The sequence below is a fragment of the Streptomyces gilvus genome, assembly GCF_022513565.1.
Taxonomy (GTDB): domain Bacteria; phylum Actinomycetota; class Actinomycetes; order Streptomycetales; family Streptomycetaceae; genus Streptomyces; species Streptomyces gilvus.
The window spans coordinates 283289-296513 of the sequence record NZ_JAKWBE010000003.1 but is presented as its reverse complement, the minus strand read 5'-3'; the positions used below and the strand labels follow the sequence as shown (position 1 = coordinate 296513).

General features: G+C 70.5%; 12 protein-coding genes. 8 read left to right on the top strand and 4 right to left on the bottom strand.

Going from position 1 to position 13225, the window contains the following annotated elements; all coding sequences use genetic code 11:
* Window positions 1–14 precede the first annotated feature (14 nt).
* On the top strand, window positions 15–1421 hold the full coding sequence (locus tag MKW14_RS07845; RefSeq protein ID WP_240860228.1) for an FAD-binding oxidoreductase: 1407 nt from the start codon (window positions 15–17) through the stop codon (window positions 1419–1421).
* A 17-nt stretch (window positions 1422–1438) separates the two neighbouring features.
* On the opposite strand, the gene MKW14_RS07840 is transcribed toward MKW14_RS07845, so the two are convergent.
* Window positions 1439–1852, bottom strand: a complete 414-nt coding sequence (locus MKW14_RS07840) for an SsgA family sporulation/cell division regulator (RefSeq protein ID WP_240860224.1) — start codon at window positions 1850–1852, stop codon at window positions 1439–1441.
* A 304-nt stretch (window positions 1853–2156) separates the two neighbouring features.
* On the opposite strand from MKW14_RS07840, the gene MKW14_RS07835 reads away from it, so the two are divergent.
* Entirely contained in the window at window positions 2157–3929 is a 1773-nt protein-coding gene (locus MKW14_RS07835) for an RDD family protein (protein WP_240860222.1), read from the top strand.
* 89 nt (window positions 3930–4018) lie between these two features.
* A complete protein-coding gene (locus tag MKW14_RS07830) occupies window positions 4019–4717 on the top strand; it encodes an RDD family protein (RefSeq protein ID WP_240860220.1) in 699 nt (232 codons plus the stop codon).
* A gap of 55 nt (window positions 4718–4772) precedes the next feature.
* Here MKW14_RS07830 and MKW14_RS07825 read toward each other — a convergent pair whose 3' ends face one another.
* On the bottom strand, window positions 4773–5033 hold the full coding sequence (locus MKW14_RS07825; protein WP_240860219.1) for a hypothetical protein: 261 nt from the start codon (window positions 5031–5033) through the stop codon (window positions 4773–4775).
* A gap of 424 nt (window positions 5034–5457) precedes the next feature.
* Between MKW14_RS07825 and MKW14_RS07820 the strand changes: the two genes are divergently transcribed.
* Both MKW14_RS07820 and MKW14_RS07815 read left to right on the top strand, forming a co-directional pair.
* Window positions 5458–7812: an immune inhibitor A domain-containing protein gene (locus tag MKW14_RS07820; protein ID WP_240860217.1), complete on the top strand. Its 2355-nt coding sequence runs from the start codon at window positions 5458–5460 to the stop codon at window positions 7810–7812.
* A 134-nt stretch (window positions 7813–7946) separates the two neighbouring features.
* On the top strand, window positions 7947–8276 hold the full coding sequence (locus tag MKW14_RS07815) for a hypothetical protein (RefSeq protein ID WP_240860215.1): 330 nt from the start codon (window positions 7947–7949) through the stop codon (window positions 8274–8276).
* A gap of 30 nt (window positions 8277–8306) precedes the next feature.
* Here MKW14_RS07815 and MKW14_RS07810 read toward each other — a convergent pair whose 3' ends face one another.
* The gene (locus MKW14_RS07810) at window positions 8307–8897 is read right to left on the bottom strand and encodes an isochorismatase family protein (RefSeq protein ID WP_240860213.1); all 591 of its coding nucleotides are present in this window, start codon (window positions 8895–8897) and stop codon (window positions 8307–8309) included.
* A 73-nt stretch (window positions 8898–8970) separates the two neighbouring features.
* Entirely contained in the window at window positions 8971–10317 is a 1347-nt protein-coding gene (locus MKW14_RS07805; RefSeq protein ID WP_240860211.1) for a nicotinate phosphoribosyltransferase, read from the bottom strand.
* Between the two features lie 139 nt (window positions 10318–10456).
* Here MKW14_RS07805 and clpS point away from each other — a divergent pair, with 139 nt between their 5' ends.
* The 3 genes from clpS to MKW14_RS07790 all read left to right on the top strand — a co-directional run bounded on the left by clpS (window position 10457) and on the right by MKW14_RS07790 (window position 13181).
* Window positions 10457–10774, top strand: coding sequence for an ATP-dependent Clp protease adapter ClpS (gene clpS, locus MKW14_RS07800; RefSeq protein ID WP_240860202.1), 318 nt, complete (start codon window positions 10457–10459; stop codon window positions 10772–10774).
* Between the two features lie 41 nt (window positions 10775–10815).
* On the top strand, window positions 10816–11418 hold the full coding sequence (locus MKW14_RS07795) for a DUF2017 domain-containing protein (protein ID WP_240860200.1): 603 nt from the start codon (window positions 10816–10818) through the stop codon (window positions 11416–11418).
* A gap of 335 nt (window positions 11419–11753) precedes the next feature.
* Window positions 11754–13181 (top strand): amino acid permease, encoded by a 1428-nt coding sequence (locus MKW14_RS07790; RefSeq protein WP_240860198.1) that lies wholly within the window; start codon window positions 11754–11756, stop codon window positions 13179–13181.
* Window positions 13182–13225 lie beyond the last annotated feature (44 nt).

The following is a 13225-nucleotide window of genomic DNA, read 5'->3' as shown; positions in this document are numbered from 1 at the left end:
CCGGGTGCGACGCTGTGATCATGAGCCGTATCGAAGCGCCCTCCGACGCAGCCACCGGAAACCTCGTCGACCGGCTCCTGACCGGTCTGCCCGCCGAGGCCGTCCTGACCGACCCCGACATCACGGCGTCCTACGCCAACGACATGGCCAGCTTCTGCCCGGCCGGCATCCCCGCGGTGGTCGTCCTGCCGCGCACCGCCGAGCAGGTCCAGCACGTCATGCGCATCGCCACCGAACTACGTGTCCCGGTCGTCCCGCAGGGAGCCCGCACCGGCCTGTCCGGCGGCGCCAACGCCTCCGAGAACTGCATCGTCCTCTCCCTGACCAAAATGGACCGCATCCTCGAGATCAACCCCGTCGACCGGATCGCCGTCGTCGAACCGGGGGTCGTCAACGCGGCCCTCTCCCGCGCGGTCGGCGAACACGGCCTCTACTACCCGCCGGACCCCTCCAGCTGGGAGATGTGCACGATCGGCGGCAACATCGGCACCGCGTCCGGCGGCCTGTGCTGCGTGAAGTACGGGGTCACCGCCGAGTACGTCCTCGGCCTGGACGTCGTCCTCGCCGACGGCCGCCTGATGTCCACCGGCCGCCGCACCGCGAAGGGCGTCGCCGGCTACGACCTCACCCGCCTGTTCGTCGGCTCCGAGGGCTCCCTGGGCATCGTCGTCAAGGCGATCCTCGCCCTGCGCCCCCAGCCGCCCCAACAGCTGGTGCTGGCCGCCGAGTTCGCCTCCGCGGCCGCCGCCTGCGACGCCGTCTGCCGGATCATGGCCGGCGGCCACGTCCCCTCGCTCCTCGAACTCATGGACCGTACGACCGTCAAGGCGGTCAACGACCTGGCGCACATGGGCCTGCCGGAGACCACCGAGGCCCTCCTCCTGGCCGCCTTCGACACCCCTGACCCGGCCGCCGACCTCGCCGCGCTCGGCGCCCTGTGCGAGGCCGCCGGCGCCACCCAGGTCGTCCCCGCCGACGACCTCGCCGAGTCCGAACTCCTCCTGCAGGCTCGGCGGCTCTCGCTGACCGCGCTGGAGGCGGTCGCCGGCACGACGATGATCGACGACGTGTGCGTGCCCCGCTCCCGGCTCGGCGAGATGCTGGAGGGCGTCGAGGCGATCGCCGAGAAGTACGACCTGACCATCGGGGTCGTCGCGCACGCCGGCGACGGCAACACGCACCCCACCGTCTGCTTCGACGCGGCCGACCCCGACGCCTCCCGGCGCGCCCGCGAGTCCTTCGACGAGATCATGGCCCTCGGCCTCCAGCTCGGCGGCACCATCACCGGCGAGCACGGCGTGGGCGTACTGAAGAAGGAGTGGCTGGCGCGCGAGATCGGCCCAGTCGGCGTGGAGATGCAGCGGCAGATCAAGCAGGTCTTCGACCCGCTGGGCATCCTCAACCCCGGCAAGCTGTTCTGACCCGCGCGCGGGTGCCCTCACCGGGCGAGCAACTGGTCGAGCGCCTCGTCGATCCCCAGCTGCTCGCCCTCGGTCCCCGGCGGCACCGCGCGCAGCGTCCGCTCCAGCCAGGCCGACACCTGCGCCGCCGGCGCCTCCAGCAGGGCGTCCCCGTCCGGCGAACTCAGCGCCACCAGCACGACGCTGCGGCCCTCCGCCTTCGTCGGCCACACCCGCACGTCCCCGTGCCCGCACGGCCGGAACACCCCCTCCACCAGCAGATCACGGGAGAACGTCCAGTGCACGGGGTGCTCGGAGTTGGTGTGGAAGACGACATGGACGGCGTACGGGTCGTCGGTGCGGTAGCTCAGCCGGGCCGGGACCGGGATGCTGCGCGCCGGTGACAGGACCAGTCTCAGCTCCAGCTCTCGTTCCACCACGGTGTAGTGCATGGCGTGCGGTTCCTCTCTCGGGCAGGTGTACGGGGCCCCGCGGTGGGCCCGTACAGGTGGAGAGCCGGAAGGGGGCGCGGCCATTACGCGGGTTGCGAGAACTTTTTCGGAACACCCCGAACACTCGGAACGCTCCGAACACGCCGAACACGCCGAACACGCCGAACACGCCGAACATGTGGAGCGGGTGCGCGAGGTTCCCCGGAAAGGGGTGGGTAGTACGGGACTGGCGGTGAGGGTTGCGTCGGTCTGATAGATGTGGAGCCCCCCATACCCACCCCCGAGCAGATACGGGACGACGGACATGAGCGCCCCAACCCCGGCCCCCGGTGACGACAGGCCCCGCGAGGGCTACTACCCGGACCCGTCCATCCCCGGCTACGTCAGGTACTGGAACGGCGCCTCCTGGGTACCGGGCACCAGCCGCCCGGCGCCGACGGCCGGCGAGCCCCTGTCCCCGCCCGCCGGCTCGTCGGTGGAGGAAACCGGCCCCCACTTCTTCGACGAGGACCCCGAGCCCGCTCCGTCCCCTTCCCCGTCCGGCAGTGGCCCGGCCCCGGCCTGGGGCGCCGACCGCGCCCACCAGTCCGGCTTCGGCGACGACCACCGTGTCTCCTGGGGCGCCGACCCCCGCGTCCCCCACCCGACCACCAGCACGGACGGCACAGCGACGATCCCCCCGACGGACGACGCGTCCTCGGACATCCACTCCGACGGCACCTTCGTCTTCCGCCGACCGATGGCGGGCGGGGGAGCGGCGGGGCCTCACGGCGGCTCGGGAGCTCAGGGCGGCCCGGGTGTCGGGGGAGCGGGTGACCGTGGGGTCGCGGGCTCGGCGGCTCCGGGTGCCGGGGGCGGGGGCGCCGGGGGTTCGACGCCTTCGGGCGGCGGTTCGGGTGCCGGTGGTTGGGGAGCGGGCGGCCCGCAGGCCTCGGCCGCCGCCGGTCCAGGCATGGCTCGCGCGGAGGGCGCGGGGACCGCGAGCGGTGTCGATGGCGCCGCCGGTGGTCCCGGCGCGCCTCGTCCCGCAGGCGCCGCGACCGGCAGCGGCGGCTCCGCTCCGGGCATCCCGCACCCCGCCGGCCCCAGCGCCGACGAGGGCACCATGACCTTCCGCGCCGTCTCCCCGCGCACGGGGCAGCAGGGCGGGGCGCAGGCGGGGGGCACGGGGGCGCCCGGCGTCGCCGGAGACGCCCGTACCGGTGGCCCCGCGTTCGGGCCGTCGTCCTCGGCCGGCGCTTCTGCCGCCCCCGCTCCCGCCGTACCCGCCGCTCCCAGTGGCCCCGGGTTCGGTGCGGGCAAGGCCGCTGCCGAGCGGGCCGCGGCCGCCGGGCCGACCGCCCTCTCCGGCCCCCAGCAGCCCGCTCCCGCGGTCCCGCAGCAGCCGGGCGCCGCCCAGCCCGCGCCCGTCGGCCGGCCCGGAGCCGACCAGGCTGCCGCGGCCGCCCCCATGACGAGCGGTCCCGGCGGGGGCCAGTCGTCCTGGGCGCAGCAGGTGCATCGGCTGGCCGGGGGGTCCGAGGACGAGCAGCCCGTCGTGCCCTGGAAGCCGCCCGTCGAGGACGTGTTCCAGGCCGCCGCCCGGCGTCAGGCGGCCGCCCGCCCCGCCCCGCTCGGCAAGCGGCTGCTCGCGCGGATCGTCGACAACCTCGTCATCGGCGCCGTCACCGCCGTCGCCGCCGTTCCCCTCGGCGCCAAGGCGATCGACCACGTCAACGACAAGATCGACGCGGCCAAGCTCAGCGGCCGGACCGTCACCGTCTGGCTCCTGGACGGCACGACCTCCGTCTACCTCGGCATCGTCCTCGCCGTCCTGCTCGTCTTCGGCGTCCTCTACGAGGCCCTGCCCACCGCCCGCTGGGGCCGCACCCTGGGAAAGCGGCTGCTCGGCCTGGAGGTCCGCGACATCGAGGCGCACGAGCCGCCCGCCTTCGGCGCCGCCCTGCGCCGCTGGCTCGTCTACAGCGTCCCCGGCGTCCTCGTGATCGGATTCGTCGGCGTCCTGTGGTGCCTGTTCGACCGCCCCTGGCACCAGTGCTGGCACGACAAGGCGGCCCGTACGTTCGTCGCCGGATGACCGGCTACGCCGTACGGCGCAGCTGATTTCGTACTCCGGACGGCCGTTCGCCGGATGCAAAGCCGCGGGGTTCGCGGTCCACTCGGGCCATGAGCAGCGAACCCCCCGGCTCCGGCGCGCAGCCGCCGGACGACGACCCGTTCAGGAAGCAGCCCCCGCCCGGAGCGCCCGGAACGCCGGGAGCGGGCTCGGGCTCCCCCTACGACTCCCCCCAACCCCCGCCGTACGGCCAGCAGCAGCCGCCCTACGGTCAACAACCCCCGCCCTACGGCCAACAGCCACCCCCGTACGGCCAGCAGCCGCCCTACGGCGGTGGCGCCCCGCACCCCGGCGACCCCCTCGCCGGCATGCCCCCGCTCGCCGACAGCGGCAAGCGCACGCTCGCGCGGATCATCGACCTGATCCTCGTCGGCATCGTCGTCTGGCTGGTCAGCTGGCCGTTCCACGCGTACACGGTGACCGGTGACAAGGTCGAGTACGGCAAGTCCTTCGCGCAGTCCCTGGTCGCGGCCGTCCTCTACATCGCCTACGACACCGTGATGATCAGCAAGTCGGGCCAGACGCTCGGCAAGAAGTGGCTCAACATGCGGGTGGCGAACCTCGACAACGGCGCCACCCCGTCCGTCCAGAGCAACCTGGCCCGGGCCGCCGTGCTGTGGATCCCGTTCGCGTTCTGCTGCGCGTGCATCTGGACCGCGATCTCGGGCGGCTGGAGCTACTTCGACCGGCCCTACAAGCAGGGCCTGCACGACAAGGCGGCGAAGACGGTGGTGGTCAGCACCAACTGAGCTGGGCAGGCGGCCGGTAGAGGCACCACGGCCGCCGAATGCCGACCGCCGTACGTCACACCGACGTCGAGGAGCCCGTCGCCGCGACCGGCACGGGCTCTTCGGCCTGTTCGGCGGCCGGCCGGTGCGCGGCGACGACCCGGGACCTGGGCAGCGGCACCGTCAGGGCGACCAGCAGCCCGAGCGCGAGCGCCGCGGCGGCGATGACGGCGATCCCCACGCCCGAACTCGTCTGTGACAGCAGCAGCATGGCGAGCGTCGAGAAGATCACGGTGCAGGATCCGTAGGCGAGCTGTGCGGCAGTCGGACGAGGCATGGCAATCGTGTCCTCGGAAGTGGGGGTCCACTGGGGTGTCGGCCTGGCTTTCCGCCGGTTCTGAGGCGTGCCGCCAATCGACTCTAATCGCGTGTGTGCCCGAGCGGAACGAACAGTAAGCGTGACCTAACCGACACGGCCGGTGCACAGGGGGCGCACGGAGTCATACCGTCCATCACATGGACGAACTCGCGCGCCCGTTCGACCAGCAGACAGGTGCGGGCTCGAGGATCGCCACAGCGATCGCCATGGTGATCGCCTCGAGATCGCCTCAGTGATCGCCGCAGTGTCCCGGGTGTCCGGTAAGCGGATTTTGGCTCCCGCATAGTGCAATTGTTATGCACGAGTCAAGGTCTGTTTTTTCTTAACAACTTCTAGTCGAATTGCGTCACTTCACTTACCACCTTGACCACGAGGACCTCAAGTGACGCAAAGATCCTGGACGTTCAGGGCGGCGGCGGTCGGAGTCGCGGTGGCCGCGGCCACCGCCACGTTCTCGACGTTCGCAGTGGCGCAGGCCGCCGACAGCGCCAAGTCCGCCACCGTGGACCGCCATGACCCGGCGGCGGTCGGCAGCATGAAGGAGCACGACCTCGACGGTCCGCTCTCCAAGACGCAGGACGCCCAGCGCAGGGAGGCGCTCGACCAGGTCATATCCGGCAAGAGCCAGGTCAAAGACCGCGACGGTTCGCGGGTCGTCCAGCTCAAGAGCAAGAAGGGCGACAGCAAGTACGTCGAACTCGGCCGGGAGAAGACCGACAAGATCTTCACCATCCTGGTGGAGTTCGGGGACCAGAGCGACCCCCGCTACGGCGGCACGGCCGGCCCGCTGCACAACCAGATCGCCCAGCCGGACCGCACCAAGGACAACTCCACGGCCTGGCAGGCGGACTACAACCAGAAGCACTTCCAGGACCTCTACTTCGGCACCGGCAGGAACACCGAGTCGCTGAAGAAGTACTACGAGAAGCAGTCCTCGGGCCGCTACTCGGTCGACGGCGAGGTCACCGACTGGGTCAAGGTCCCCTACAACGAGGCCCGTTACGGCAACAACGCCTGCGGCTCGACGACCTGCTCCAGCGTCTGGAACCTGGTGCGCGACGGCCTGAACGCCTGGGTCGCCGACCAGAAGGCGGCCGGCAAGTCGGATGCCGACATCAAGGCGGACCTCGCCCAGTACGACCAGTGGGACCGCTACGACTACGACGGCGACGGCGACTTCAACGAGCCCGACGGCTACGTCGACCACTTCCAGATCGTGCACGCCGGCGAGGACGAGTCCGCGGGCGGCGGCGCCCAGGGCACCGACGCCATCTGGGCGCACCGCTGGTACGCCTTCGGCACCGACGCCGGCGCGACGGGCCCCGCGAACAACAGGCTCGGCGGCACCCAGGTCGGCGACACCGGCGTCTGGGTCGGCGACTACACGATGCAGCCGGAGAACGGCGGACTCGGCGTCTACGCCCACGAGTACGGCCACGATCTCGGTCTGCCGGACGAGTACGACACCAACGGCGGCGACAACTCCACCGGTTTCTGGACCCTGATGTCCTCCGGCTCCTGGCTCGGCACCGGCAAGCAGGCCATCGGCGATCTGCCGGGCGACATGAACGCCTGGGACAAGCTGCAGCTGGGCTGGCTGAACTACGACGTCGCCAAGGCGGGCACGAAGTCCTCGCACAAGCTGGGCGTCGCCGAGTACAACACCAAGAACAAGCAGGCCCTCGTGGTCACCCTGCCGGACAAGGCGGTCACCACCGAGATCGTCACCCCGGCCCAGGGCTCGACCCAGTGGTGGAGCGGCAGCGGCGACAACCTCAAGAACACGCTGACCCGTGACGTCGACCTGACCGGCAGGAAGTCGGCGGCCCTGACGCTCGACGGCTGGTACGACATCGAGTCGGGCTACGACTACCTGTACGCCGAGGTCTCCACCGACGGCGGCGCCAACTGGACCGCCCTGGACGGCACGGCGGACGGCCAGGCCATCCCGCGCGACGGCAGCGACAAGCCGGCGCTCACCGGCACGGTCGACGCGTACAAGAAGCTCGCCTACCCGCTGGACGCCTACGCCGGCCAGAAGATCCAGCTGCGCTTCCGCTACCAGACCGACGGCGGCGTCGCGCTCAAGGGCTTCGCGGCCGACGAGATCACGGTCACCGCGGACGGCACGGCCGTCTTCTCCGACAACGCCGAGGCGGCGGACGCGGCTTGGACCGCGAGCGGCTTCTCCCGCGTCGGCGCGTCCTTCACCAAGGACTACAAGCAGTACTACATCGCCGAGAACCGCCAGTACGTGTCGTACGACAAGGTCCTGAAGGTCGGCCCGTACAACTTCGGCTTCTCGACGACCCGTCCGGACTGGGTGGAGCACTACCCGTACCAGAACGGCCTGTTGATCTGGAAGTGGGACACCTCGCAGGCGGACAACAACACCAGCGTCCACCAGGGCACCGGTCTGATCCTGCCGGTCGACTCCCACCCGAAGGCGCTGAAGTGGTCCGACGGCACGCTGATGCGCAACCGCGTCCAGTCCTACGACTCGCCGTTCAGCCTGTACCCGACGGACGGCATCACGCTGCACAACGCGGACGTGGCGACCAAGATCAAGTGGTCCTTCGGGGTGCCGGTCTTCAACGACCGCACGAACAGCTACTACGACCCGTCGAACCCGACCGGCGGTGTCAAGATCACTGACACCAACACCAAGATCAAGATCGTCCGGGAGGCCCTGGACGGCTCGACGATCTCCCTCCAGGTCGGCCCCGCGACGAAGTAGTCAGCATTTCCGCAGGTCAGAAGCGTATCGGCGGTGACCCCCTGGCGGGTCGCCGCCGATCGTGTTTAGGTGCGTCCTGTGCTTCTCTTATTGACAGTCCCATCGACGCCGACGCCCACGGGGGTGTGACCTGCATGGCCGCAGGAGGTTTCTGCAAGCTGCCGACCGGCAGCGTGGTGGTGGCGCTGAACCTGCCCAGACCCACCGCCCACGGCACGGGCTCCGTCCGTGTCCTCGTCCACGCCCGCAACCGGGCGCGCGCCCTGACCAGGCTGCGCAACCTCGGCATGCGCGCGGTCTACCTGCGGGGCAACGCGGCCCCGCCGACCCCGGACGAGATCACCGCCGTCCTGCACCACCCCGACGGGCTGATATGGCGAACGGCCCCGGACAACGGTGTCAGCGTGACCGAACTGTGGCACCCGATCAGGGCGCTGCTGCGCAGCCCGGCGGCCTCGGCGTGACCACCCGATCGGTCTGTCGGGCCCTGTGACCTACGCCACGACCGGCTTCCCGCTCAGCTCCACGCCCGCCTCGCGCAGCTCCTCGATCGCCCGCTCCGTGCTCTCCGCGGCGACCCCGGCGGTCAGGTCCAGCAGCACCTGGGTGCGGAACCCCTCCCGCGCGGCGTCCAGCGCGGTGGCGCGCACGCAGTGGTCGGTGGCGATGCCGACCACGTCCACCTCGGCGACCCCGCGCGAGCGCAGCCAGTCGCCGAGCTTGGTCCCGCTCTCGTCGGCACCCTCGAAACCGCTGTAGGCCGCCGAGTACGCCCCCTTGTCGAAGACGGCGTCGATCGCGCCGGAGGCGACGGCGGGGGCGAAGTTCGGGTGGAAGCCGACCCCCTCCGTGCCGGCGACACAGTGCGCCGGCCAGGAGTGCACGAAGTCGGGGTTGTCGGCGAAGTGTCCGCCGGGCGCGATGTGGTGGTCCCGGGTGGCCGCCACATGCTGGTATCCGGAGCCGCCCGCCTGTCCGATCAGCTCGGTCACGGCGGCGGCCACATCGGCACCCCCGGCCACGGCGAGGCTGCCCCCCTCGCAGAAGTCGTTCTGCACGTCTACGACGATCAAGGCGCGGCGCATGGTGGGTGTCCTTCGACTTGTGTGGGTTACGAGCCTAGAGACTCGGACGACGCAACGGGAGGGCGCACCTGTCTTAGCTACCCGAGCGCCCCTGCACGTACTCCGTCGGAAGGACGGCTTCCCCGCGCGACAACTGGGTCGCCGACAGGGGGAGGTTGGCCCGGGCGGCCGTGTGGCGGTCGCGTACGACGTCCAGGGGCTCGCGGGCCACGACGTCACCGCCCTTGATCAGCTCGACGAGCAGCTGACGGTCCGCGAGCTCCGGCGGGACCGCCCCCGTGCCGACGACCTCCGCCTCCGCCACCCCGTCCGCGTCGAGGCGCCGCGCGGCCCACTTGCGACCCCCGACGGACGTCTTGCCGCCGCTGGACTTCTTCGCCACCGGCACCAGCGGCGCCCTCGGGTCGGCGGACTCGGCGCGGGCGACCAGCTTGTACACCATCGAGCAGGTCGGATGCCCGGACCCGGTCACCAGCTGCGTACCGACGCCGTACGCGTCCACGGGCGCCACCGCCAGCGAGGCGATGGCGTACTCGTCCAGGTCCGAGGTCACGATGATCTTCGTGTCCCGCGCGCCCAGCTCGTCCAGCTGCTGCCGCACCCGGTGCGCGACCAGCAGCAGGTCGCCGGAGTCGATGCGCACGGCGCCCAGCTCGGGCCCGGCGACCTCGACGGCCAGCCGTACGGCCTCGGCGACGTCGTAGGTGTCCACCAGCAGGGTGGTGCCCCGGCCCAGCGAGTCCACCTGGGCGCGGAAGGCGTCCCGCTCGTGGTCGTGGAGCAGGGTGAAGGCGTGCGCGGAGGTGCCGACGGTGGGGATGTTGTAGCGGAAGCCGGCCGCGAGGTCGGAGGTGGAGGCGAAGCCGCCGACGTAGGCGGCCCGGGAGGCGGCGACGGCGGCCAGTTCGTGGGTGCGGCGGGCGCCCATCTCGATCAGCGGGCGCTCCCCGGCGGCGGAGGACATGCGGGAGGCGGCCGCCGCGATCGCCGAGTCGTGGTTGAGGATGGAGAGGATCACCGTCTCCAGCAGCACGCACTCGGCGAAGGACCCCTCCACGCGCATGATCGGCGACCCGGGGAAGTACACCTCGCCCTCGGGGTAGCCCCACACGTCGCCGCTGAACCGGTATCCGGCGAGCCACTCCAGGGTCGCCTCGTCGACGATGTTCCGCTCGCGCAGGAAGCCGAGGACGCCCGCGTCGAAGCGGAAGTTCTCCACCGCGTCCAGGACACGACCGGTGCCCGCGACGACGCCGTAGCGGCGCCCGTCCGGCAGCCGCCGGGTGAAGACCTCGAAGACACTGCGCCGCTCGGCGGTACCGCCCTTCAGCGCGGCCTGCAGCATCGTCAGCTCGTACTGGTCCGTGAAGAGCGCCGTCGAGGGAACGTCCACCGGCAGCCCAAGGTCCGCTACATCCACGAAAGCTCTCCTAGGTATGACTCTTCGGGCGCCCCCAGGTCGGCCGGGGGTCCGGGGGTTGTCCCCCGGTGTATGCAGCATGGCGACAGATGCTACACCCCTTTGCGTCAGTGTGACGATTTGTGGAGGCCGTGGCAGCATGGGCCTTGTGACGTCACCCGCTCCCGTAGAGATCGAACGCACCGAGTCGGCGGAGGAGGTCTTCGCCGTACCCGAGCCGGACGTCCCCTGGGTCACCATCGTCCACAACGACCCGGTCAACCTCATGAGCTATGTGACGTACGTCTTCCAGACGTACTTCGGGTACACCAAGGACAAGGCCACCAAGCTCATGCTCGATGTCCACCACAAGGGCCGGGCGGTCGTCTCCAGCGGTACCCGCGAGGAAATGGAACGCGACGTGCAGGCCATGCACGGCTACGGCCTGTGGGCCACCCTCCAGCAGGACCGGAAATGACCCCCTCCCGCGCGCAGCACCGGAAGTAGCGAACATCCTCCATGCCAGGACACTTCGAACCGCTCCCCGGCGGCGGTGCGGCCGTCGCGCTCGACGACGTCGAGATCTCCATCATCCGGTCGCTCGCCGTCCAGTTGCTGGAACTCATCGGCCCCGGACCCGGCGAGGACAAGCCCGACGACCCGCTCGCCGAACTGTTCGCCGAGGGGCCGAGCGAGCCGCCCAAGGACCCGGTGCTCAAGCGGCTCTTCCCGGACGCCTACTGCGACCCCGAGGGCACCTCGGGAACCCAGGAGGCGCAGGAGGCGCAGGCGTACTCCGCCGAGTTCCGCCGCTACACCGAGAACGACCTGCGCGCCGGCAAGCGCGACAACGCGCTAGCGGTCATCCGCACCCTCGACGCGCTCACCCCGGGCGCCGACGGCGGCGCGGTGCTCAAGCTGTCGCCCGAGCAGTCCCGGCAGTGGCTGGGCTCCCTCAACGACCTGCGCCTGGCGATCGGCTCCCGCCTGGAGATCAGCGACGAGGACGACACCGACGTCCTCTACCGGCTCCCGGACGAGGACCCCCGTAAGCCCATGGTGATGGCCTATCTGTGGCTGGGCGGGCTCCAGGAGACCCTCGTCAACACCCTCCTGCCCTGACCCTCCATGGCGATATGTGACGGTTTCGTGTTCGCTCAGAGGACGCTCAAATCCGGATAACGATCATGTCACCGTGACCGTCACGAATGTCCTCGCCGGGCGTTCTTTGTCCGCTTCTCCCTGTGGCGTGCGCCACTTCCACCCCAGGTGATCAGCGACGCGGCCGTGATAAATCTTCACGACCGCCCGGCGAACACCACCCATGTGCGCCGGGTGCGCCACCGAGCCGGCGACCGCCGGCCAGGCAACCGCTCCATTTCAGTCCGGGGGGATCGAGATCCGGTCCGCGGCCGACGAGAGGCCCGGGCCGGGACATGGAGAAAGGCGCACCACACATGACCTCCGCTCAGGTCGACACCTCGGAGCAGGCCTCCGAAGAGGGGTACGAGCGCGGACTCGGCAGCCGCCAGGTCCAGATGATCGCGATCGGCGGCGCCATCGGCGTCGGCCTCTTCCTGGGAGCCGGGGCGAACATCGCCAAGGCCGGCCCCAGCCTCATCCTGATGTACGCCCTCGCCGGCGCCATCGTCTTCTTCATCATGCGCGCGCTCGGCGAACTGCTCCTGTACCGCCCGGTCTCGGGCTCCTTCGCGGAGTACTCCCGCGAGTTCCTCGGCCCGTTCTTCGGCTACTTCACCGGCTGGACGTACTGGCTGATGTGGGTCGTCACCGGCATGGCCGAGCTGACGGCCGCCGCGATCTACGTCAACTACTGGTTCCCTGCCATCCCCCAGTGGGTGACCGCCCTGGTCTTCCTGGTGATCCTCTTCGGGGTCAACCTGATCTCCGTGAAGGTCTTCGGCGAGCTCGAGTTCTGGTTCTCGATGGTCAAGGTCACCGCACTGATCGGCATGATCGTGATCGGCCTCGGCGTCCTCACCTTCGGCTTCAGCTCCGCCGGTGACACCGCCGCGGTCTCCAACCTCTGGCAGTTCGACGGCTTCTTCCCCAAGGGCATCGGCTCGTCCCTGATGACCCTGCAGGGCGTCATGTTCGCCTACCTCGCGGTCGAGCTGGTCGGCGTCACGGCCGGCGAGTCCGAGAACCCCGAGAAGACCCTCCCCAAGGCGATCAACACCCTCCCCTGGCGCATCGCCCTCTTCTACGTCGGCGCGCTCACCGTCATCCTGTGCGTCGTGAAGTGGACGGAGTTCGCCCCGGGCGTCTCCCCGTTCGTCGCCGCCTTCGCGAAGATCGGCATCCCGGCCGGCGCCGGCATCGTCAACTTCGTCGTCCTCACCGCGGCCCTGTCCTCCTGCAACTCCGGCATGTACTCCACCGGCCGCATGCTGCGCACCCTGGCCGACAACGGCGAGGCGCCCAAGGGCTTCCGGAAGCTGTCCGCGACCAAGACGCCGGCGCTCGGCATCACCGTCTCGGTCCTCTTCATGGGCATCGGCGTGGTCCTCAACTACGTCGTTCCGGAGAAGGCGTTCGGCTACGTCACCTCGGTGGCCACCGCGGCCGGCATCTGGACCTGGCTGATGATCCTGATCAGCCACGTCCTCTACCGCCGCGCGGTCGTCGCCGGCCGCCTGCCCGCGTCCTCCTTCCCGGCGCCGGGCGGCGCGGTGTGCAGCTGGATCGCCATCGTGTTCCTGCTCTTCGTCACCGGCCTGATCGCCTACGACGCCGACTCCCGCGTCTGCCTGTACGTGATGGCGGGCTGGGCCGCGGCACTGGGCATCGGGTGGGCGGTGCTGAGGACCCGCAACCCCGAGGTCACCCGGCGCCGCGAGCCCGAGCTGGAGAAGGTCGGCTGACCGTCCGCCATGTGGGCCGCTCCGTACCGCCCCTCGGTACGGAG

Excerpts from the sequence above, each read along its gene's own strand:
- clpS (WP_240860202.1), top strand. The coding sequence starts at position 10,457 with ATGGGCCTTGTGACGTCACCCGCTCCCGTAGAGATCGAACGCACCGAG.
- MKW14_RS07835 (WP_240860222.1), top strand. The coding sequence starts at position 2,157 with ATGAGCGCCCCAACCCCGGCCCCCGGTGACGACAGGCCCCGCGAGGGC.
- MKW14_RS07825 (WP_240860219.1), bottom strand. The coding sequence starts at position 5,033 with ATGCCTCGTCCGACTGCCGCACAGCTCGCCTACGGATCCTGCACCGTG.
- MKW14_RS07830 (WP_240860220.1), top strand. The coding sequence starts at position 4,019 with ATGAGCAGCGAACCCCCCGGCTCCGGCGCGCAGCCGCCGGACGACGAC.
- MKW14_RS07790 (WP_240860198.1), top strand. The coding sequence starts at position 11,754 with ATGACCTCCGCTCAGGTCGACACCTCGGAGCAGGCCTCCGAAGAGGGG.
- MKW14_RS07815 (WP_240860215.1), top strand. The coding sequence starts at position 7,947 with ATGGCCGCAGGAGGTTTCTGCAAGCTGCCGACCGGCAGCGTGGTGGTG.
- MKW14_RS07840 (WP_240860224.1), bottom strand. The coding sequence starts at position 1,852 with ATGCACTACACCGTGGTGGAACGAGAGCTGGAGCTGAGACTGGTCCTG.
- MKW14_RS07810 (WP_240860213.1), bottom strand. The coding sequence starts at position 8,897 with ATGCGCCGCGCCTTGATCGTCGTAGACGTGCAGAACGACTTCTGCGAG.
- MKW14_RS07795 (WP_240860200.1), top strand. The coding sequence starts at position 10,816 with ATGCCAGGACACTTCGAACCGCTCCCCGGCGGCGGTGCGGCCGTCGCG.